This is a genomic window from Pseudomonas sp. ArH3a, assembly GCF_022648765.1.
Taxonomy (GTDB): domain Bacteria; phylum Pseudomonadota; class Gammaproteobacteria; order Pseudomonadales; family Pseudomonadaceae; genus Aquipseudomonas.
This window is the reverse complement of the sequence record NZ_CP080330.1, coordinates 5,125,352-5,146,576: the sequence shown is the minus strand read 5'-3', so window position 1 is coordinate 5,146,576 and position 21,225 is coordinate 5,125,352. Positions and strand designations below refer to the sequence as shown.

The window sequence follows — 21,225 nt, the reverse complement described above, 5'->3', positions numbered from 1 at the left end:
GGCGCGCGCGTTGGCGGTTTTCTGCGACAATCCGCCCCCTGCATAAATAGACGACCCATACGTACCTGATGACTGACCAAGCGCCCGCTATCGACCCACTGCTGAAAAACCTCGATCACGCCATGCTCGCCGACCGCCACCGCTTGCGGCGCCAGTTGCTCGAGCTGCGCAAGAAGCCCGATGAGGAGAAGCTGGCGCAGTGGGTTACGCGCATGCAGGCGTCCTGCGCCCAGGTCACGGCGCGGCGTGCCAGCCTGCCGGTGATCCGCTATGACGACAGCCTGCCGATTGCCGCCAAGCGCGACGAGATCAAAGAAGCGTTGCTCAAGCATCAGGTGCTGATCATTGCCGGCGAAACCGGCTCGGGTAAAACCACCCAGCTGCCGAAAATCTGCCTGGAAATCGGCCGTGGCCAGTACGGCCTGATCGGCCACACCCAGCCGCGCCGAATTGCCGCGCGCAGCGTCGCCAGCCGCGTCGCCGAAGAACTGGCCACGCCGTTGGGCGCATTGGTCGGCTATCAGGTGCGTTTCGAAGACCAGAGTGACTCCAACACCCTGATCAAGTTGATGACCGACGGCATCCTGCTGGCGGAAACCCAGAACGACCGTTACCTGGAACGCTACGACACGATCATCGTCGACGAAGCCCACGAACGCAGCCTGAACATCGACTTCCTGCTCGGCTACTTGAAAACCCTGCTGCCGCGTCGCCCGGACCTGAAAGTCATCATCACCTCGGCGACCATCGACCTGGAGCGTTTTTCCAAGCACTTCGACGATGCGCCGATTGTCGAGGTCTCGGGCCGCACGTTCCCGGTGGACACGTGGTATCGCCCGCTGACCCTGGAGCAGGACGAGGAGGGCAACCGCGTCGAAGACGACTTGACCGTCGACCAGGCGATCCTCGCCACCCTCGATGAAATCGCCGCTTACGAGCGCAGCGAACGCCGCAGCCCCGGCGATGTGCTGGTGTTCTTGCCGGGTGAGCGCGAGATTCGCGACGCCGCCGAAATGCTGCGCAAGGCCCAGCTCAAGCACACTGAAATTCTGCCGCTGTACGCGCGCCTGTCACCGGCCGAACAGCAGCGTATTTTCCAGTCCCACCCAGGCCGTCGCGTGGTGCTGGCGACCAACGTCGCGGAAACCTCGCTGACCGTGCCGGGCATTCGTTATGTGATCGACAGCGGCACTGCGCGCATCAGCCGCTACAGCTACCGCGCCAAGGTGCAGCGCCTGCCGATCGAGGCGATTTCCCAGGCCAGCGCCAACCAGCGTAAAGGTCGGTGCGGGCGGGTCGAACCGGGCATTTGCATCCGCTTGTACAGCGAAGAAGACTTTATCGGCCGCCCGGAATTTACCGACCCGGAAATCCTGCGCACCAACCTTGCCGCCGTGATCCTGCAGATGCTGCACCTGCGTCTGGGTGAGATCACCGATTTCCCGTTTATCGAACCGCCGGACGGCAAGGCCATCAGCGACGGTTTCAACTTGCTGCAAGAGCTCTCGGCGGTGGACCGCAACAGCCAGCTCACGCCGTTGGGCCGCCAGCTGGCGCGCCTGCCGGTGGACCCGCGCATGGGCCGCATGCTGCTCGAAGCCGCCAAGCTCGGCAGTTTGCAGGAAGTGCTGATCGTCGCCAGCGCGATGTCGATCCAAGACCCGCGCGAGCGCCCGCCCGAGCGTCAGCAGGCAGCCGATCAGGCTCACGCCCAGTGGAAGGATGCGGATTCCGACTTCGCCGGTTTGGTTAACCTATGGCGCGGTTTTGAAGAGCAGCGCCAGGAACTGACGGCCAGCCCGTTGCGTAACTGGTGTCGTAAGAACTTCCTGAATTACTTGCGGCTGCGCGAGTGGCGCGACTCGCATCGCCAGTTGAGCCTGATTTGCCGCGACATGCAGTTGACCGTCAATAAAGAGCCGGCGGACTTTGCCAAGCTGCACAAGGCCGTGTTGTCCGGCCTGCTCAGTCAGACCGGGCAGAAAACCGAAGACGGTGATTACCTTGGCGCGCGGCAGCGGCGCTTCTGGATTCATCCGTCCTCGGGCATCGGCAAAAAGCGCCCGCAATGGCTGATGGCCGCCGAACTGGTGGAAACCACCAAGCTGTATGCGCGCATGGTGGCGAAGATTGATGCCGACTGGATCGAGCCGTTGGCTGGGCACCTGATCAAGAAAAACCATTTCGAACCGCACTGGGAAAAGAAGCGCGGCCAAGTGGTGGCGTTTGAGCAGATCACCCTGTTCGGGTTGATTGTGGTCGGGCGCCGCCCTGTGCATTACGGGCCGATTGACCCGGTGGTGTCCCGCGAGCTGTTTATCCGCGAAGGCTTGGTGCGTGGCGAGATTCAGTCCCGGGCCAAGTGCCTGACGGCCAACCAGCAACTGCTGGAGCAGCTCGACGAACTGGAAGCCAAGGCGCGCCGCCGCGACATCCTGGCGGACGAAGAAACCCTGTACGCCTTCTACGATGCGCGCCTGCCGGCAGAGATCCACCAGACCGCCACGTTCGACAGCTGGTACAAGGTCAACAGCCAGAAAGACCCGCAACTGCTGATCATGCGCGAGGAAGACGTGCTGGCCCGCGAGGCCAGCGAAGTCACCGCCGCGCATTACCCGGACACCTTGCACTTGGGCGATTTGGCCCTGGCCTTGAGTTACCACTTCGAACCCAACCACCCGCGCGACGGCGTGACCCTGCGCGTGCCGGCGCCACTGCTGCCGGCATTGCCGCCGGAGCGCCTGGAATGGCTGGTGCCGGGTGTGATCGAGGCCAAGTGCATCGCGCTGGTGCGCAACCTGCCCAAAGCGTTGCGCAAAAACTTTGTACCGGTGCCGGATTTCATCAAGGCGGCGCTGCAACGCATCGAATTCGGCCAGGGCTCGCTGCCCCAGGCGCTGGGGCGCGAACTGTTGCGCATGACCGGCGCGCGGGTCAGCGATGAAGCCTGGGCGGAAGCGGCGCAGCAGGTGGAAAACCACCTGAAGATGAACCTGGAAGTGGTCGACGGTCAGGGCAAGTTCCTCGGCGAAGGCCGTGACCTGGCCGAGCTGACGGCACGTTTTGCCGAGGCCAGCCAGGCCGCATTGGCCGTACCGCAGACCGCGAAAAGCCAGCAGCCGGTGGAGGCTAAGGTGTTTGCGGCGGTGGCCGAGAAGACCCAGCAAAAGATCGCCGGCCTGTCGATGACGGTCTATCCGGCGCTGGTCGAAGAGAATGGCACGGTCAAGGAAGGGCGGTTCTCGACGGCCGCCGAGGCCGAGTTCCAGCACCGCCGCGCCTTGCAGCGTCTGCTGATGCAGCAATTGGCCGAACCGGCGAAATTCCTGCGCGGCAAATTGCCCGGCCTGACTGAGCTGGGCCTGATGTACCGCGAATTGGGGCGCATCGATGCGCTGGTCGAAGACATTCTGCTAGCCAGCCTGGACACCTGCGTGCTGGAAGGCGAAGCCAGCTTGCCGCGTGACGGTGCGGGTCTGGCCGCTTTGGCCGAACGTAAGCGCGGCAGCTGGACCGAGCACGCCGAACGCCTGGCACGCTTGACCCTGGAAGTGCTGAAGCTGTGGCATGGCTTGCAAAAACGCTTCAAAGGTAAGATCGATCTGGCCCAGGCCGTGGCCTTGAATGACATCAAGCAGCAGCTGAGTCATTTGGTGTACCCGGGTTTTGTGCGCGAAACCCCGGCGCAGTGGTTCAAGGAACTGCCGCGTTTCCTCAAGGCCATCGAGTTGCGCCTGGAGAAACTGCCAAGCCAGGTGCAAAAAGATCGGGTGTGGAGCACCGAGCTGAGCGGCCTGTGGGCGCAGTACCAGAACCGCCTGAACAAACATACCCAGGAAGGCAAGCGCGACCCGCAGTTGGAGCTGTATCGCTGGTGGTTGGAGGAATATCGCGTGTCACTGTTTGGCCAGCAATTGGGCACCAAAGTGCCGATTTCTGACAAGCGATTGAGCAAGCAGTGGAGCCTGGTGGAGGCCTGACGTGGTGCTTGGCTCCCCAGACAAACCCCATCCAATGTGGGAGCTGGCTTGCCCGCGATGGCATCACAGTGGTTTGACTGATACACCGCGGTGTCTGCATCGCAGGCAAGCCAGCTCCCACAGGTGTACGGGGTTTATCCGGGAAATGGCGCCAAATCCTTGGGGTTGTGGCAAACTTCGCGGTTATAAATGCCGGGATCGCCGTGAAGGGCTGTTGCAACCACGGTGCGATGGAATAAAGCGTTGCCAGTTTGATGCCCGCTGGACGGAATCGAACGACTTAAAGTTTGGTACGACGGTACCAATATCTTCTGCCTGACAGATTTAGAGGAACGACCGTGCATAACGTCGTCATCAGCGGCACTGGCCTGTACACCCCGGCCAACAGCATTTCCAACGAAGAGCTGGTGCAGTCTTTCAATGCCTATGTGCAGCAGTTCAATACCGATAACGCCGCCGCCATTGAGTGCGGTGACGTGCAGGCACTGACCGAGTCCAGTGCGGCCTTTATTGAAAAGGCGTCGGGCATCAAGAGCCGTTTTGTCATGGACAAAGACGGCATTCTCGACCCGCAGCGCATGGCTCCGCGCCTGCCCGAGCGCAGCAATGATGAATGGTCGGTACTCTGCCAGATGGCCATCGGCGCTGCCGAACAAGCCCTGCAGCGCGCCGGCAAGACCGCCGCCGACATCGATGGCGTGATCGTCGCCTGCTCCAACCTGCAGCGCGCCTACCCGGCCATCGCCATTGAAGTCCAGGAAGCCCTGGGCATCGAAGGTTTCGGTTTTGACATGAACGTGGCCTGCTCGTCGGCGACCTTCGGTATCCAGAACGCCGCCAACAGCATCAAGCTGGGCCAGGCGCGGGCGATCCTGATGGTCAACCCGGAAGTCTGCACCGGCCACCTGAATTTCCGCGACCGTGACAGCCACTTCATCTTCGGTGATGCGGCCACGGCGGTGATTCTTGAGCGCGCTGACCTGGCGACCTCCGAGCACCAGTTCGATGTGGTGAGCACCAAGCTGCTGACCAAGTTCTCCAACACCATCCGCAACAACTTCGGCTTCCTCAACCGCGCGGCGGAAGAGGGCATCGGCGCGCCGGACAAACTGTTCGTGCAGGAAGGCCGCAAGGTATTCCGTGATGTTTGCCCGATGGTTGCCGAACTGATCGGTGTGCACCTGGAAGAAAATCAGTTGAATGTGGCCGATGTGAAGCGCTTCTGGCTGCACCAGGCCAACCTGAGCATGAACCACCTGATCGTGAAAAAACTGCTCGGCCGCGAAGCCTCGGTGGAAGAGGCTCCGGTGATTCTCGACACCTACGCCAACACCAGCTCGGCGGGCTCGGTGATTGCGTTCCACACCTACCAGGACGATCTGCCCAAGGGCTCTGTGGCGGTGCTCAGTTCGTTCGGTGCGGGTTACTCAATCGGCAGCGTAATCCTGCGCAAACGCTAAACGCGGTCAATGTGGGCGCTGGCTTGCCTGCGATAGCATCACCTCGGCGCATCATAACTACCGAGGTGCCTGCATCGCAGGCAAGCCAGCTCCCATAGGAGTCGGTTTGCCACATTGATTGGGTTTGCATTTTGAAATCGAGGTTCTGAATGGCAGTAGCGGACGACGCGCACCTGCTCGAACGGCTGCTCAAGGGCGAGCAGCGGGCTTATAAAGAATTGGTTACCACCTACCAGAGCGCCATGCGCGCGGTGGCCTATGCCATCGTCGGCCAGCGCCACGCCGACGAAGTGGTGCAGGACGCCTGGCTGTCGGTGGTGCGCAACTTGGCCAAGTTCGAAGGGCGCTCCAGCCTCAAGACCTGGCTGCTGACTATCACCGCCAACTCTGCCAAGGGCCGCTATAAACGCAATCGCCGAGAAGTATTGCTCGACGATTTGCCCTCACCCCACGGCACCATTGGCGATGACCGCTTCGTGCCCGACGATGGCCATTGGGCCGTCGCGCCGTACGCCTGGCACCAAGACACCCCGGAAGCCTTGCTGACCGAAGATGAATTGCGCAAATGCCTGGAGCATACGTTGCTGAGTTTGTCGGAGTTGCAAAGCAGCGTGCTGGTGTTGCGTGAACGCCAAGGATTGGAGTTGGAAGAGATCTGTAATCTTCTGACGCTCTCGCTCTCCAATGTTCGTGTGCTGTTGCATCGAGCACGGCTTAAAGTCTTCGCGACGGTGGAGCATTTTGAGGAAACGGGCGAATGTTGACCTGTAAAGAGCAAGTGGCGCGTTCCAGTGATTACCTCGACGGGCAATTGACCTTTCGTGAGCGCCTGCTGGTGCGTCATCACCTGATGTTTTGCCCTAACTGCCGGCGATTTATCCGTCAGATGCGCCTGATGCAGGCGACATTGAAGCTCATGCCGGAGGAACCGGTAAGCGACGCTGATGATTTGGCTACACGGTTGGCAGCCGAGCGGTTGAAGGATCAGTAAAGTCTGCGAAGGGCAGGCTCGCGTGGGGGAGTCGAACGGATGATGGGGATCGAACCACCCACGCAAGGCTGTTAAAAACGACCTCGGGCCGTCCTGGCCCAAGGCTTATTGCATGCACATTTAGAACTTGGCTTCGGCATCCAACTGCAGGGTGTTGGTGTTGGCATCACGCTGCGTGCGGCTGGCGTAGTCAGCCTTGGTCAGGAAGTACGTGGCGCCGAGGGCGAAGTTCTTGTCGATGTCGTAGCTGACCTTCATCTTATGACCGCGCGAACCGGTGGTGCCGTTGGCGAAGTCCGAGTCAGTGAAGGCGCCAACCACAGCGTTACGCTGGATATCGCGGTAGTTGTAGTCGAGGTTGAAGCCAAACACTTTGGACTTGGCACCGATCAACCAGGCCGTGTCCTGGTCGGTCACAGCATCGTTGTTTTTCACGTACTGGCCGTAGAACGCCAGCGGTACCGCCAGGCCACCGATGTCAGCCTGGGCAAACCCTTCATACAGGCGGAATTGGTTGTCGGCCGAGTTGCCGTTAACCGCCAATGCGCAAGGCGTGGTGGTGGTTGTGCAGCGGCTGTCTTTGTCGTTCTGGTAGGCGTAGACACTGCCGCCCAGGGTCATTTTCAGGTTGTCGGTCACCGAGAAACGCGTGCCCAACTGGCCGGACGTCAGGCGCAGGTCGTGGCGAAATTGCACGCCGTCGCCGTCAACGTTGTCCTTGAGGTTGTAGTTACCCAGGCTACCAAACAGCTCCGCGCTGCTACCCAGTGGGTATTTGTAGGTCAGGGCCAGACCTTCCGGGTTGATGTCGCTATCCCAGATCACGTCGCCCATGTTGACCCACGGCTGGAGCATCTTGCCCCCGATCACGTGCAGGTTTTTGATCTGGTCCGGGTGGTAGTCGATGTAGCCGAGGTCCAGCCAGATCGACTTCTTGTCGAAGTAGTTGTCCTGGTCCTGGTTGGTGGAGCGCGCGTCGTCGCTGCTGCCGGTGGCGATACGAATGCCGGTGTCGACTTGCGAGTTGATCTCGGTGTAGGCACCCAGGCGGGCACGGATGCGCTGACGGTCTTTGTCACGGCCGCCGTTGTTGGATTCGCCCTGGATCTTCACGGTTTCCTGACGGAAGCGTACGTCACCCTTGAACTGGGTCTTGGCAGCCCAGGCCAGCTTCTGGTCGAACACGCTCAAGTCATTGGTTTTTTTCGCGGTGGCCGCGATCTGCTCGTTGGTCTCTTGTTGAGCTTGCCGTGCGATCTGCTTTTCTTTCTGGTCCTTGGCCAATTCCGCTTGCAGTTCGGTGTACTGCGCAGCGGTGATCTGGCCGTTGGCCTTGAGCATGTCGAGCAACTTAGCGTCGACTGCGGCGCTGGCCGGAACGCTCAGGGCCAGCAACAGGCCGCCACACAGGAGCGCCGCAGTTTTAGTGGAAGCAAGACGCATATCAATCTCCGAAAGTGAGGAGGGATGGCAAACCATCCAGGACACAACCGACCGATGACGGACGGAAAATAGCTGCCTGGTAGAACCTGGCGCTCTAAAAACAAGCGTCAGTATCGCGATCACTTATGACGAAAGAGTGGCTAAGTGATGTCATCTAGATGACAAAACATTTAGAAACGGAACTATTGGTTTTAGCCCTTGTCCCGCGATTTGAAGATGTGTAAAGCCCGTCGATAAGCGATACTCGCCAGGCTTTCACGCCCCGAAGTAGTGAGGATGCCGATGCCGTTGCAACGCCTGGATAACCTGTCCGAAATCGCCCCCGAGGTATGGGACGCCCTCGTGCCGCAGGCCCAACCGTTTGTGCGGCATGCGTTCCTGAGCGCGCTGGAAGACAGCGCCAGCCTGGGCCCGCACTCGGGTTGGCAGCCGGAGCATTTGCTGCATTGGGAAGGCGATCGTCTGGTGGCGGCGTTGCCCAGTTATCGCAAATGGCATTCCTACGGCGAGTACGTGTTTGATCACGGCTGGGCGGATGCCTGTGAGCGCGCCGGTATCGATTACTACCCCAAGTTGCTGACGGCGGTGCCGTTCAGCCCGGTCAGTGGGCCGCGCTTGCTGGCGAGAACGGTTGAGGACGGTTTCGAGTTGCTGAACAGCTTGCCGGGCTACCTGGAAATCGAAGGGCTCTCCAGCGCTCATATCAATTTCACTGACCCTTTGGCCGATGCGGCGCTGGCGGAGCAAGCGGGCTGGCTGCAGCGCTTGGGCTGCCAGTTTCATTGGCAGAACCGCGGTTATCGCGACTTTCAGGACTTTCTCGACGCCTTGAGCTCACGCAAGCGCAAACAGATGCGCAAAGAGCGCGAACAAGTGGCGGGGCAGGGCATCGAGTTCGAATGGCTGCAAGGCCATGAGCTGAGTGAAGCGCAGTGGGATTTTGTCTACGCCTGCTACGCCAACACCTACGCCGTGCGTCGCCAGTCACCCTACCTGACCCGCACCTTTTTCAGCCTGCTGGCCGAGCGCATGCCCGAGGCGATCCGCGTGGTACTGGCCAAACAAGGCACACGCCCGGTGGCCATGGCCTTCAGCCTGATCGGTGGCGATAGCTTCTACGGGCGTTATTGGGGCTGCCTGGCGGAGTTCGACCGCCTGCATTTCGAAACCTGCTTCTACCAAGGCATGGACTACGCCATCGCCCATGGCCTGCAACGCTTCGACGCCGGCGCCCAGGGCGAGCACAAATTGATTCGTGGGTTTGAGCCGGTGATTACCCGTTCATGGCATTACCTGCGCCATCCAGGGTTAAAGAGTGCCGTGGAGGACTTCCTGCAGCGCGAGCGCGTGGGGATTCTGGCGTATGCCGAAGAGGCGAGGGCAGCCCTGCCTTATCGGCAGGGCTGAACCATCGGTCTGGCGAGCCCACCCAAAAGTAACGAAATCTTTTATGCTGTATGTACAAAAGTACATACAGGATGTGCCATGCTTTTTGAGTGGGATGACTCCAAAAATAAAGCCAATATTGCCAAGCACGGCATCGATTTTAATGACGTTCCAGATATCTTTCGGCATCCAATGCTGGCCTTACGCGATGATCGGGCAGATTATGGCGAAGAGCGTTGGATCAGTATTGGCTGGATAAAACTGTTAATGGGTGTGGTCGTATACACCGAACGGTGTGGTGATGTGATCCGAATCATCTCTGCCCGAAAAGCAACCAAGAAGGAGGCCAAATACTATGACGCAAACATCGAAAACTGATTGGGAGCGCCTGGCCAAGATGAGTGATGAAGAAATCGATACCAGCGATATTCCTGAGCTGGACGCCGAGTTTTTCCGGCGTGCGGAGCTACGTGTGCCGGTGAAGCAGGCGGTTACTATTAGACTGGATGCTGATGTTCTGGAGTGGTTCAAAGGTCAGGGTACTGGCTACCAGACGCGCATAAACCAGCTATTGCGCCAGTACATGCAGGCCCATCAAGGCTGACGACAGCTTATTTAACTCAGCCCTGCCTTATCGGCAGGGCTGAACCCGTTTGCCTCAGGCCGGTTCCTCCTTGCCCAGCCATCGATAGGTCACGCCGCCGATTACCGCGCCAAGGATCGGCGCGAGCCAGAACAGCCATAACTGCTGAAGCGCCCACCCGCCGACGATCAGTGCCGGGCCGGTACTGCGCGCCGGGTTGACCGAAGTGTTGGTCACGGGAATGGAGATCAAGTGGATCAGGGTCAAGGCCAGGCCAATGGCGATGGGCGCCAGGCCCGGCGGGGCACGACGGTCGGTGGCGCCGAGGATGATCAGCACGAACATCGCCGTCATCACCAGTTCACAGACAAACCCTGCTGCCAGTGAGTAACCACCGGGCGAATGCTCGCCATAGCCATTGGAAGCCAGGCCCGACGCCAGTTCGAACCCCGGTTTGCCGCTGGCAATGAAGTACAACAGCGCAGCGGCGACGGTGCCGCCGATCACCTGCGCGATGATGTAAGCCGGTAACTCCTTGGCCGGAAACCGCCCGCCCACGACCAGCCCCACTGACACTGCCGGGTTGAGATGGCAGCCGCTGATATGCCCGATGGCGAACGCCATGGTCAACACCGTGAGCCCGAATGCCAAGGCTACACCCAGCAGGCCTATCTCGACGGCGGGAAACGCTGCGGCCAACACCGCACTCCCGCAACCGCCCAACACCAGCCAAAACGTACCTAACCCCTCTGTGACTGAACGTTTGAACAAAGACATGCAGCACGTCCTTGATAGATCGCTCTACCCAATCAGTAAATCAGTGATGCTCCCTGCAGATTTACTTCAGCGCCCCTCTGGGCACTGCTTTGATTGAAGCAGGCTTTGTAGGCAAGTCCAGGCCATAAAAAAGCGCCAGGGCCCATGAATAGGGAACCTGGCGCTGATTGAGTGTGGGAGCTGGCTTGCCTGCGATTGCGGTTATTGAGCGACAATGATGTCGCCTGATGCACCTTCATCGCAGGCAAGCCAGCTCCCACATTGTTCATCGGTGTACTTTTAATCGATGCCGACAAAACCCCCGGTCTGGTGTTGCCACAACCTTGCATACAACCCGCCATGGGCCAGCAACTCAGCGTGGTTGCCGGTCTCGGCGATTTGCCCTTTCTCCAGCACCACCAATCGGTCCATCCGCGCAATCGTCGACAACCGGTGCGCGATCGCAATCACCGTCTTGCCCTGCATCAGCGTTTCCAGGCTTTCCTGGATCGCCGCTTCCACTTCCGAGTCCAGCGCCGAGGTGGCCTCGTCCATGATCAGGATCGGCGCGTCCTTGAGCAGCACCCGCGCGATGGCGATGCGCTGGCGTTGTCCGCCGGACAGTTTTACCCCGCGCTCACCCACATGGGCATCCAGCCCGGTACGCCCTTCGGCGTCCGACAGCAACGGAATGAACTCATCGGCGCGTGCCTTGCGGATGGCGGCGGTGAGTTCCTTGTCGGTGGCATCCGGCTTGCCGTACAGCAGGTTGTCACGGATCGAACGGTGCAGCAGCGAGGTGTCCTGGGTGATCATGCCGATCTGTGCGCGCAGGCTTTCCTGGGCAACCTCGGCGATGTTCTGGCCATCGATCAGGATGCGTCCGCCTTGCAGGTCATACAGGCGCAACAGCAGGTTGACCAGGGTCGACTTGCCCGCGCCGGACGGGCCGATCAGGCCGATCTTTTCCCCAGCCTTGATGTTCAGGTTCAAGCCGCCAATGATCCCGCTTTTCTTGCCGTAGTGAAAATCCACCTGCTCGAAGCGCACTTCGCCATGCGGCACGTTCAGGCGCGGGGCATTCTCGCGGTCGGTGACCGCCAGCGGCGCAGCGATGGTTTTCAGGCCGTCTTGCACGATGCCGATGTTTTCGAAAATGCCGTTGACCACCCACATGATCCAGCCGGACATGTTGACGATGCGAATCACCAGGCCGGTGGCCAGGGCAATCGCGCCCACGGAGATCAGTGACTGCGTCCACAACCACAACGCCAGGCCGGTGGTGGTGACGATCAGCAGGCCGTTCAAGATGGCAATCGTCACGTCCATGCTGGTCAGCACGCGGGCGGCCAGTTGGGTTTTTTCGGTCTGCTCGATGATCGCTTCCTTGGCGTATTCCTGCTCATTCTGCGTATGGGCGAACAGCTTCAAGGTGGTGATGTTGGTGTAGCCGTCGACAATGCGGCCCATCAGCTTGGAACGCGCTTCGGAGGAGATCACCGAACGTTCTTTCACCCTTGGCACGAAGTAGCGCAGGGCCAGGCTGTAGAAGATGATCCAGGTGATCAGCGGGATCATCAGGCGCCAGTCGGCCTCGGCAAACAAAACCAGGGCGCTGATCGCGTAGATCGACACGTGCCAGATGGCTTCCGCCGTCGCCACCGCCGAGTCACGCAGTGAGTTGCCGGTTTGCATGATGCGCTGGGCGATACGCCCGGCGAAATCGTTCTGGAAGAAATTCAGGCTCTGCTTGAGCACGTAGCTGTGGTTCTGCCAGCGAATCAGGCTGGTCATGCCGGGGTTGATGGTCTGGTGCACCAACAAGTCATGCAGGCCGTTGAAAATTGGGCGCAGCAGCAGGGCCACCACGGCCATCCAGATCAGCTCGGTGCTGTGAATTTGGAAAAAGTTGGCGGGCGGCGTGCCTTGTGCCAGGTCGATGATGCGGCTCAGGTAGCTGAACAACGCCACTTCGATCAACGCACCGATCAGGCCCACCACCAGCAAGGCGGCAAAGCTTGGCCACACCTGGCGCAGGTAGTAGAGGTAGAAGGGCAGGACTTTGTCGGGAGGGGCGTCGCTGGGGGCGGCGCGGAAAATATCGATCAGTTGTTCAAAACGACGATAGAGCATTAGGTTGACGCCCGCCTGGCGGGCTCTCCTGTTCAAATGCGCGCGGTGCCTTGTGGGCGCCGCGCGGGGCTACCTGAAGAACGCCCTGCAGACCTCAGTCGATGCGCTTGGCCGACTTGATCAGAACAGGATCGATAGGCACGTTCTGCATGCCCTGCTTTGTGGTGGTTTGCGAGTTGACGATGACGTCGACCACGTCCATGCCTTTGACTACTTTGGCGAACACGGCATAACCGGCGTCACGGCCTGGGTCGAGGAAAGCATTGTCGGCGACGTTGATGAAGAACTGGCTGGTGGCCGAGTTCGGGTCATTGGTGCGTGCCATCGACAGGGTGCCACGCACGTTATGCAGGCCGTTGCTGGCTTCGTTCTTGATCGGTGCTTCGGTTGGCTTCTGCGACATCTGCGCGTTGAACCCGCCGCCCTGGACCATGAAGCCCGGAATGACGCGGTGGAAAATCGTGTTGGTGTAGAAACCTTTGTCGACATAGGCCAGGAAGTTCTTGGTGCTGATCGGCGCCTTGACCGGGTCCAGTTCGATTTCAATGTCGCCGTTGGTGGTGGTGATCAGTACGTGAGGCGCCTTGACGGGCTCGGCGGCCATCAGGTTGGCAGCGAACAAAACAGAACCGGCAAAGAAGGCGATTTTTTTCAACATAGGTCAGTGATCCTGGGTAGTGGTTTCGACTGTCTTTAGAAAATCGAGCAAGGTAGCGTTAAAGACTTCGGGTTGATCCAAGGGCGTGGCATGGCGGGAATCTTCGATCACCACCAGTCGCGCATCGGGCAGCAGTTTTACATAGTTTTCTTTCTGCGCCACGGGCGTGTAGTCGTGGTCGGCGCTGATGACCAGCGTAGGACAGGTAATCCTGGAAAGTTGTCCCTGCACGCCCCAGCCTACAATCGCGTCGAAGCTGGCGAGATAAGCACGTTTGTCGTTTTTTGCCCAGCGTTCTGCCATCTTGCGACGCAGGTCGGCCTGATGCGGTTTGGGGAACAATCGCTCGCCCAACGCCTTGCCGATGGTGGCCAGGCTGAGCAATCGCGCCAGGCTCCAGCGCTTGGCCCACTGCCAATAGTCATCGGCACTGCGCACCTTGACCTCGGGCGCGCTGTTGACGATGCACAGACTCTTGACCAGGCCGGGCTCGTCCACCGCCAACTGAAAGGCGATCATGCCGCCCATGGACAAGCCCACCACATGGGCGGGCGGCAGGTTCAGGTGTTCGATCAGGGCCAGCAGGTCGAAGGTGAAGCCCTGGATGCTGTAGCGCTCGCGGGGTTTGTCCGAGCGCCCATGGCCGCGTACATCCACCACGATCAGGCGGTAGTGACGGGCCAGCACCGGGATCTGCAACTCCCAATCCTGGCTACTGGAGCCCAGGCCATGGATCAGGATCAGCGGAATACCGTGGCCGTATTCCTCGTAATGCAGGTTGCAGCCTTCATGGTCGAACCAGGCCATGCATGAACTCCGTTTCAGGCTTGCTCGGGGGCGGCGAAAGGCGCGTCCAAGGGAGCGGTGTCAAAGGTGCGCAGCAATTCCACGAGGATCTGTGTGGCTGGGCCCAGGGGTTTGTCCTTGTTCGCGTACAGGTAGAACGTCGGGTTGCGGCTGCCGCCCTTTTCCAAGGGTAGCTGCTTGAGCAGACCTTCGTTGAGTTCGCGTTCGATCATGTGCCGGGGCAACCACGCAAAGCCCAGGCCGCTGCTGACGAAGGTCGCGGCGGTGGGCAGGCTGCCGACGGTCCAACGCTGTTCGGCGCCCAGCCAGCCCACGTCCCGCGGCTGCTGGCGGCCGGAGTCGCGGATCACCACCTGCATCTGGCTTTCCAGGTCCTGGAAGCTCAGCTCGCGGTTGAGGCGATGCAGCGAATGGTCGGGATGGGCCACGGCGATAAACTCCACGTCGCTCATTTCCGTGCCCAGGTAGCCGGGTATGATGAAGCCGCTGATGGCGAGGTCGGCCATGCCATCAATCAACAACTCTTCTACGCCCGACAACACTTCTTCGCGCAGGCGCACGCGGCAACCACGGCTTTGCGGCATAAAGGCGGTGAGGGCACGCACCAGGCGCGCATTCGGGTAGGCGGCATCCACCACCAGCCGCACTTCGGCTTCCCAGCCCTGTTCCATATGGTGGGCGAGGTCTTCCAGTTGGCTGGCGTTTTTCACCAGTTGCCGGGAGCGGCGCAACAGCACTTCACCGGCGTCGGTGAGCACCGCCTTGCGCCCGTCGATGCGCAGCAGCGGCACGCCGAGCTGGTCTTGCATGCGCGCCACGGTGTAACTCACCGAGGACTGCGAGCGGTGCAGCGCTTCAGCCGCCTGGGCGAAGCCGCCATGGTCGACTACCGCTTGCAGCGTGCGCCATTGATCGAGGGTAACGCGGGGCGCTTTCAAGATGAGCTCCTCTTGTCCTAAGCTGGCGGTCCTTATTGGAGACTGCCGAATGAGAAAATTCTGTTGTGTGTTGCTGGCGCTGCTGCCGATGAGCGCGTTTGCCTACCCCATCGACGTGACGAAAAAGATCGACGGCGTGAAAGTGGACTACATCGCTTCCGACGTGGACGGCGACATCAGTTCGATCCGACTAAACAACTACGGCACCAACGACGCGCAGTGTTCGGTAACCTTCAGCAATGGCCCGGAATCGCCGCGTACTCGCAAGGTCACGGTCCAAGCGGGCAAAAGTACCAACACCACGGTCAAGTTCAGCCGCGCCATTATCAAGATGCGTATCGCGCTGGCGTGTGCCCCAAAATAAAGCGGTAGCGGAGCATGCCTACAGCAATACTCCGCTTATAAACAAATTTCTAGATGGGTTGTAGCAGTTTTTTGCGCTTTTTTATCGAATGAGCCATGGTTAATCTTTTCTCCATCGTCTTACAGCACTTACAGATGGAGCCTACCTAGCCATGTCCAACGTTCTGATCATTGAAAGCAGCGCCCGCCAGCAGGATTCGATCTCCCGCCAGCTGACTCAACAGTTCATCAGCCAATGGCAGGCCGCCCATCCGCTGGATCAAATCACCGTGCGCGACGTGGCCCTTAACCCGGTCCCGCACCTGGATGCCAACCTGCTCGGTGGCTGGATGAAGCCCGCCGAACAGCGCAGCGGCATTGAACAGGCTTCTTTGGACCGCTCCAACGAATTGACTGACGAACTGCTGGCTGCCGACGTGCTGGTGATGGCCGCGCCGATGTACAACTTCGCCATCCCCAGCACCCTCAAAGCCTGGCTGGACCACGTGTTGCGTGCCGGTGTGACCTTCAAGTACACACCCACCGGCCCTCAAGGGTTGCTCACCGGCAAGCGCGCTATCGTGCTGACCGCGCGTGGCGGTATACACACCGGCGCGACCTCTGATCACCAGGAACCCTACCTGCGTCAGGTCATGGCGTTTATCGGGATTCACGATGTCACCTTCATTCACGCCGAAGGGGTGAACCTGAGCGGGGACTTCCAGGAGAAGGGCATCAATCACGCGAAAGCGCTGCTGGCCCAGGTTGCTTGATCGTTTAATCGCCACATAATCGCGTGGTGTTTATATCGCCCCACGCAAACCCTTCAAGTACGCGTATCGAACCTCCCTTTGCACTTGTTGCTCCTGAGTGCTCCTGCCCGACTGCCGCTTTAGCGAGGTCGGGTTTTTTTTGCCTCGAGTTTCGTCAAACACCGAAAACCCTTAAAGTCGCGCCCATTCGAAATGAGGCGCGCATGGGCTATCTACTGGTTGTCACCCTGATTCAGGCATTTTCTTTCAGCTTGATCGGCGAATACCTCGCCGGTCACGTCGACAGCTACTTCGCCGTGCTGGTGCGCGTGGTGCTGGCCGGGCTGGTCTTTATCCCGCTGACGCGCTGGCGCTCGGTAGAGCCACGGTTCATGCGTGGCATGCTGGTGATCGGCGCGCTGCAGTTCGGTGTGACCTACGTGTGCCTGTACCTGAGTTTTCGTGTGCTCACCGTGCCGGAAGTGCTGCTGTTCACCATTCTCACACCGTTGCACGTGACCCTGATCGAAGACGCGCTCAATCGACGCTTCAACCCTTGGGCGCTGATCGCTGCACTGGTGGCGGTGGGCGGCGCGGCGGTGATCCGCTTCGACCAGATTACCCCGCACTTCCTCGGCGGCTTTTTGCTGCTGCAACTGGCCAACTTCACCTACGCGGCCGGGCAGGTGATGTACAAGCACCTGGTGGCGCGTTATCCGAGTGATTTGCCGCATTACCGGCGCTTCGGCTATTTCTACCTGGGCGCCTTGATCGTGGTGTTGCCGGCATTCGTGCTGTTCGGCAAGGCCGACTTCCTGCCGCAAGCGCCACTGCAATGGGGCGTGTTGGTGTTCCTCGGGTTGGTCAGCACCGCGCTGGGCATGTACTGGTGGAACAAGGGCGCCTGCCTGGTCAACGGCGGCACCTTGGCGGTGATGAACAACCTGCATGTGCCGGTGGGGTTGTTGCTGAACTTGCTGATCTGGAACCAGCACGAGCCGCTGGGGAGGCTGGCGTTGGGCGGGTTGGTGATTTTGGGGGCGGTGTGGATCAGTCGGTTGGGTGTGCGCAAGGAGGCGATCAGCCGTTGAACTCTTGCGGGCGCGGGCTTGCTCGCGAAAGCGGTAGGTCAGCCATTGATGGGCTGACTGATACTCCGCTATCGCGGGCAAGCCCGCTCCCACAGGGGGAGGGTGGTGTTAGACAGCGCTGCGTTCGGGCGCCGGCAAATGACTGGCCCCCAACACCGCCGGCAACATCCCCGCCCGCAAGTCATTGCCACTCGGCTGCTGATACAGGCTCAAGCCGAACTCCGGCAGCACCGCCAGCAAATAATCAAAAATATCCCCCTGAATGCGCTCGTAATCGGCCCACGCCGTGGTGCGCGTGAAGCAGTAGATCTCCAGCGGCACGCCTTGGGCGGTGGTTTGCATCTGGCGCACCATGCAGGTCATGTTCGGCTGGATGTCTGGGTGGCTTTTCAGATAGGCCAGGGCATAGGCGCGGAAGGTGCCCAGGTTGGTCATACGGCGGCGGTTGGCCGACAGTTGCGCGCTGTTGCCCTGGGCTTCGTTCCAGGCCTTGAGTTCGGCTTGTTTGCGGCTGATATAGTCGGTGAGCAGGTGCACCTGGGTCATGCGCACTTCTTCGTCGTCGCGCAGGAAGCGCACGCCGCTGGCGTCGATGTACAGGCTGCGTTTGATGCGACGCCCACCGGACGCCTGCATGCCGCGCCAGTTCTTGAACGACTCGGACATCAAGCGCCAGGTAGGAATGGAGACGATGGTCTTGTCGAAGTTCTGCACCTTGACCGTGTGCAGGGTGATGTCCACCACGTCACCGTCGGCGCCGACCTGGGGCATTTCGATCCAGTCACCGACCCGCAGCATGTCATTGCTGGTCAGTTGCACGCTGGCGACGAACGACAGCAGGGTGTCCTTGTACACCAACAGAATCACCGCCGACATGGCACCCAGGCCCGACAGCAGCAACAGCGGCGAACGGTCGATCAGGGTGGCGACGATGATGATCGCGGCGAATACGAACAACACCATCTTCGCCAGTTGCACATAGCCCTTGATCGAGCGGGTGCGGGCATGTTCAGTGCGCGCGTAGATATCCAGCAGCGCATTGAGCAGGGCGCTCACGGCCAGCGTCATGAACAGGATGGTGAACGCCAAGGCCACATTACTGATAAACAGCGTGGCGGTCTTGCTCAGCTCTGGCACCAAATACAGGCCGAACTGAATCACCAGGGATGGGGCCATCTGCGCCAGGCGGTGGAAGACTTTGTTGTGCCGCAGGTCATTGAGCCAGTGCAGCGCCGGTTGCCGGCCGAGCAATTTGACGGTGTGGAGGATGAGGTAGCGTGCGACCCGTCCGAGCAGCAGGGCCACCACCAGCAATACCACCAAACCTAAGCTTGCATGCAGCAGCGGGTGTTGATCGAGGGCGCCCCAAAGGTCTTGGACGTTGAGCCAGAACTGTTTGATATCCATGGATGAAACCGATTCTTCTGTAAGACAACACGGACCGATTAGAGCATTTAAGTGCGACAAAGTTGACGTTGTAGACAAATGTCCTGACAAAAAAGCAGCTGATTAGCGCCGTTCGCGTAAAGAAACTCGGTTTGGACGCCCGAAACCGTTACCCTATGCAGCTGATATTTTGTATTTCTTCGAGGTAGCACCCGTGTTTTCCCAATTCGCCCTGCACGAACGCCTGCTCAAAGCCGTGGCCGAGCTTAAATTTGTCGAGCCTACGCCTGTGCAAGCAGCGGCCATCCCGCTCGCGCTCGAAGGGCGTGACCTGCGGGTGACGGCTCAAACCGGGAGTGGCAAAACCGCCGCTTTCGTCCTGCCGATTCTGCACCGCCTGATTGGCCCGGCCAAAGTCCGCGTCAGCATCAAAACCCTGATCCTGCTGCCGACCCGCGAGCTGGCCCAGCAGACCTTGAAAGAAGTGGAGCGCTTCTCGCAGTTCACGTTCATCAAGTCCGGCCTGATCACCGGCGGCGAAGACTTCAAGGTCCAGGCCGCGATGCTGCGCAAGGTGCCGGATATTCTCATCGGCACCCCAGGGCGCATGATCGAGCAACTCAACGCCGGCAACCTCGACCTCAAGGAAGTCGAAGTGCTGGTGCTTGATGAAGCCGACCGCATGCTCGACATGGGTTTTGCCGATGATGTGCAGCGTCTGGTAGCTGAATGCGTGAATCGCCAGCAAACCATGCTGTTCTCCGCCACCACCGGCGGCTCGACCCTGCGCGACATGGTCGCCAAGATCCTGAACAACCCTGAGCACCTGCAGGTCAACAACGTCAGCGACCTGAACGCCACCACGCGTCAGCAAATCGTCACCGCCGACCACAACGTGCACAAAGAACAGATCCTTAACTGGCTGTTGGCCAACGAGACCTATCAAAAGGCCATCGTGTTCACCAACACCCGGGCTGCAGCTGACCGCATCTACGGTCGTCTGGTGGCACAGGACTACAAAGCGTTCGTGCTGCACGGTGAGAAGGACCAGAAGGACCGCAAGCTGGCTATTGACCGCCTTAAGGCCGGCGGCGTGAAGATCCTGGTTGCCACCGACGTTGCCGCCCGCGGCCTGGACGTGGATGGCCTGGACATGGTGATCAACTTCGACATGCCTCGCAGCGGCGACGAATACGTGCACCGTATCGGCCGTACCGGGCGCGCCGGCAACGATGGCCTGGCGATCTCGCTGATCTGCCACGGTGATTGGAACCTGATGTCGAGCATCGAACGCTACCTGAAGCAGTCGTTCGAGCGCCGCACCATCAAGGAAGTCAAAGGCACCTACACCGGGCCGAAGAAGGTCAAAGCGTCGGGCAAGGCCGTTGGCGTGAAGAAGAAAAAGGTCGACGCCAAGGGCGACAAGAAAAAGGCCGGTGCCAAGTCGCCGACCAAGCGCAAGATTGCCAACCGGCCGAAGACCGACAACCTGTCGCTCGTCAGCAAGGACGGCATGGCGCCGCTCAAGCGTCGCAAGCCAGAAGCGCCAGCTGCCGAGTAAGGCTGCGCGGGTATGAAAAAAACCGGACGATGTCCGGTTTTTTTATGCCTTCAGTTTTTTGTCTCGGCAGCCGCTTTTTTGAGATCTTTAAGGCGCTGATCGATCAACTGGCATTTATCGGGTAAATCAGCGGCCGTCGTGTCCATGTCCATTTTCTGCAGCTCTGCATTCATTTCCTTGGCCTTGGTCGGGTTCTGCTCAGTGAGTTTGGTCACTTCCTGTGCCAGTTGTTCGCGCTTCGCCGTGGCCTCCTCCGGCGTGCACGCCCAGGCGGGCAGGGCAGTCAGCAGCGTGGCGGCAATGGCCAGGTTCATCAGGGTTTTCATGATCGGTCCTCCTTGGCAGTGGTGTTCAGTTGAGGTGGCGAACGTCTGGAAAGTTCAGAGAAATGACGCCGGTCTATTCGGCTGAACGCCCGGTGACGGGGCATGTCACACCTCTAGACAGGCTACTTTTCCATCGGCCTGCAGGAGGAATCAGGATGACGACTTACAACTGGGATTTGATCGAACGTCTGCTGCATGAAGTGCAGAACGGCGAAGGCAGCTTTGCACCGCGTAAATATGCCGAGCAGGAAGCTGCCGAGAAGGCCACCGCGGGCGAGTCCACTGGCAATCTGGATACGTTGAAAGAGACCGCTGCGGATTACGAAGCGCTGCTGTTCAAGCGTGGGTTTATTGAATCGCGGCCTGAGGAAGAGGGCGGAAACGGTGAGAACTTCATCTTGACCGCTCGCGGTGCGCAACTGCTGGCGCTGATTGACAGCTCCATCCCGGGCAACGATCACCCGCGCCAGGTGTTGGATGACCAGCCGGATGCGCTGGAGCCGGCGACGTTTGATGAAGTGGCCTCAAAGGCGCAGATTGCTTGATCTAACAGGCGCTGTATGACCCTGTGGGAGCGGGCGTGCTCGCGATGCGGAGTGTCAGGCAATCAATCTGCCGGCTGATCTACCGCT

20 protein-coding genes are annotated in these 21,225 nt (G+C 59.9%); 12 read left to right on the top strand and 8 right to left on the bottom strand.

Annotation, left to right across the window (positions count from 1 at the left end; all coding sequences use genetic code 11):
- Positions 1-68 precede the first annotated feature (68 nt).
- The 4 genes from hrpA (at position 69) to K0P33_RS23495 (ending at position 6,431) form a co-directional block, all read left to right on the top strand.
- On the top strand, positions 69-3,980 hold the full coding sequence (gene hrpA / locus K0P33_RS23510; protein ID WP_242151726.1) for an ATP-dependent RNA helicase HrpA: 3,912 nt from the start codon (positions 69-71) through the stop codon (positions 3,978-3,980).
- A gap of 338 nt (positions 3,981-4,318) precedes the next feature.
- Positions 4,319-5,440 carry a beta-ketoacyl-ACP synthase III gene (locus tag K0P33_RS23505; protein WP_242151724.1) on the top strand — a complete coding sequence of 374 codons (1,122 nt, stop codon included), beginning with the start codon at positions 4,319-4,321 and terminating at the stop codon, positions 5,438-5,440.
- A gap of 149 nt (positions 5,441-5,589) precedes the next feature.
- On the top strand, positions 5,590-6,204 hold the full coding sequence (locus tag K0P33_RS23500) for an RNA polymerase sigma factor (RefSeq protein WP_094950245.1): 615 nt from the start codon (positions 5,590-5,592) through the stop codon (positions 6,202-6,204).
- Positions 6,198-6,431, top strand: a complete 234-nt coding sequence (locus tag K0P33_RS23495; protein ID WP_094950246.1) for a zf-HC2 domain-containing protein — start codon at positions 6,198-6,200, stop codon at positions 6,429-6,431. Before K0P33_RS23500 ends, K0P33_RS23495 begins: the two co-directional genes overlap by 7 nt.
- A 120-nt stretch (positions 6,432-6,551) precedes the next feature.
- On the opposite strand, the gene K0P33_RS23490 is transcribed toward K0P33_RS23495, so the two are convergent.
- Complete coding sequence (locus tag K0P33_RS23490) at positions 6,552-7,874, bottom strand: putative porin (protein WP_094950247.1); 1,323 nt, start codon at positions 7,872-7,874, stop codon at positions 6,552-6,554.
- Between the two features lie 282 nt (positions 7,875-8,156).
- Here K0P33_RS23490 and K0P33_RS23485 point away from each other — a divergent pair, with 282 nt between their 5' ends.
- The 3 genes from K0P33_RS23485 (at position 8,157) to K0P33_RS23475 (ending at position 9,864) form a co-directional block, all read left to right on the top strand.
- A complete protein-coding gene (locus tag K0P33_RS23485) occupies positions 8,157-9,281 on the top strand; it encodes a GNAT family N-acetyltransferase (RefSeq protein WP_242156105.1) in 1,125 nt (374 codons plus the stop codon).
- A gap of 78 nt (positions 9,282-9,359) precedes the next feature.
- Entirely contained in the window at positions 9,360-9,638 is a 279-nt protein-coding gene (locus K0P33_RS23480; protein ID WP_083357402.1) for a BrnT family toxin, read from the top strand.
- Positions 9,616-9,864, top strand: a complete 249-nt coding sequence (locus K0P33_RS23475; RefSeq protein ID WP_083357403.1) for a BrnA antitoxin family protein — start codon at positions 9,616-9,618, stop codon at positions 9,862-9,864. The genes K0P33_RS23480 and K0P33_RS23475 overlap by 23 nt, the downstream gene beginning before the upstream one ends.
- 54 nt (positions 9,865-9,918) lie before the next feature.
- Here the strand turns inward: K0P33_RS23475 and aqpZ are convergent, their stop codons facing one another.
- The 5 genes from aqpZ to K0P33_RS23450 form a co-directional block, all read right to left on the bottom strand.
- A complete protein-coding gene (gene aqpZ, locus K0P33_RS23470; protein ID WP_242151721.1) occupies positions 9,919-10,620 on the bottom strand; it encodes an aquaporin Z in 702 nt (233 codons plus the stop codon).
- Positions 10,621-10,899: 279 nt separating this feature from the next.
- The gene (locus K0P33_RS23465; RefSeq protein ID WP_242151718.1) at positions 10,900-12,732 is read right to left on the bottom strand and encodes an ABC transporter ATP-binding protein; all 1,833 of its coding nucleotides are present in this window, start codon (positions 12,730-12,732) and stop codon (positions 10,900-10,902) included.
- A gap of 94 nt (positions 12,733-12,826) precedes the next feature.
- Positions 12,827-13,390: a peptidylprolyl isomerase gene (locus K0P33_RS23460; RefSeq protein ID WP_094950251.1), complete on the bottom strand. Its 564-nt coding sequence runs from the start codon at positions 13,388-13,390 to the stop codon at positions 12,827-12,829.
- 3 nt (positions 13,391-13,393) lie between these two features.
- Positions 13,394-14,197, bottom strand: a complete 804-nt coding sequence (locus K0P33_RS23455) for an alpha/beta hydrolase (RefSeq protein ID WP_242151715.1) — start codon at positions 14,195-14,197, stop codon at positions 13,394-13,396.
- 14 nt (positions 14,198-14,211) lie between these two features.
- Positions 14,212-15,135 carry a LysR family transcriptional regulator gene (locus tag K0P33_RS23450; protein WP_094950253.1) on the bottom strand — a complete coding sequence of 308 codons (924 nt, stop codon included), beginning with the start codon at positions 15,133-15,135 and terminating at the stop codon, positions 14,212-14,214.
- Positions 15,136-15,184: 49 nt separating this feature from the next.
- On the opposite strand from K0P33_RS23450, the gene K0P33_RS23445 reads away from it, so the two are divergent.
- The 3 genes from K0P33_RS23445 to K0P33_RS23435 all read left to right on the top strand — a co-directional run bounded on the left by K0P33_RS23445 (position 15,185) and on the right by K0P33_RS23435 (position 17,320).
- Positions 15,185-15,499 (top strand): 3-phosphoglycerate kinase, encoded by a 315-nt coding sequence (locus K0P33_RS23445; protein ID WP_094950254.1) that lies wholly within the window; start codon positions 15,185-15,187, stop codon positions 15,497-15,499.
- Positions 15,500-15,650: 151 nt separating this feature from the next.
- Entirely contained in the window at positions 15,651-16,250 is a 600-nt protein-coding gene (locus K0P33_RS23440) for an FMN-dependent NADH-azoreductase (protein WP_242151712.1), read from the top strand.
- Between the two features lie 203 nt (positions 16,251-16,453).
- Complete coding sequence (locus tag K0P33_RS23435; protein ID WP_094950256.1) at positions 16,454-17,320, top strand: carboxylate/amino acid/amine transporter; 867 nt, start codon at positions 16,454-16,456, stop codon at positions 17,318-17,320.
- 108 nt (positions 17,321-17,428) lie between these two features.
- Here the strand turns inward: K0P33_RS23435 and K0P33_RS23430 are convergent, their stop codons facing one another.
- Positions 17,429-18,727, bottom strand: a complete 1,299-nt coding sequence (locus K0P33_RS23430) for a mechanosensitive ion channel family protein (RefSeq protein WP_242151709.1) — start codon at positions 18,725-18,727, stop codon at positions 17,429-17,431.
- Between the two features lie 193 nt (positions 18,728-18,920).
- On the opposite strand from K0P33_RS23430, the gene K0P33_RS23425 reads away from it, so the two are divergent.
- Positions 18,921-20,267 (top strand): DEAD/DEAH box helicase, encoded by a 1,347-nt coding sequence (locus tag K0P33_RS23425; RefSeq protein WP_094950258.1) that lies wholly within the window; start codon positions 18,921-18,923, stop codon positions 20,265-20,267.
- Between the two features lie 50 nt (positions 20,268-20,317).
- Here K0P33_RS23425 and K0P33_RS23420 read toward each other — a convergent pair whose 3' ends face one another.
- A complete protein-coding gene (locus K0P33_RS23420; protein ID WP_094950259.1) occupies positions 20,318-20,593 on the bottom strand; it encodes a hypothetical protein in 276 nt (91 codons plus the stop codon).
- A gap of 155 nt (positions 20,594-20,748) precedes the next feature.
- Between K0P33_RS23420 and K0P33_RS23415 the strand changes: the two genes are divergently transcribed.
- Positions 20,749-21,138: a transcriptional regulator gene (locus K0P33_RS23415; RefSeq protein WP_094950260.1), complete on the top strand. Its 390-nt coding sequence runs from the start codon at positions 20,749-20,751 to the stop codon at positions 21,136-21,138.
- Positions 21,139-21,225 lie beyond the last annotated feature (87 nt).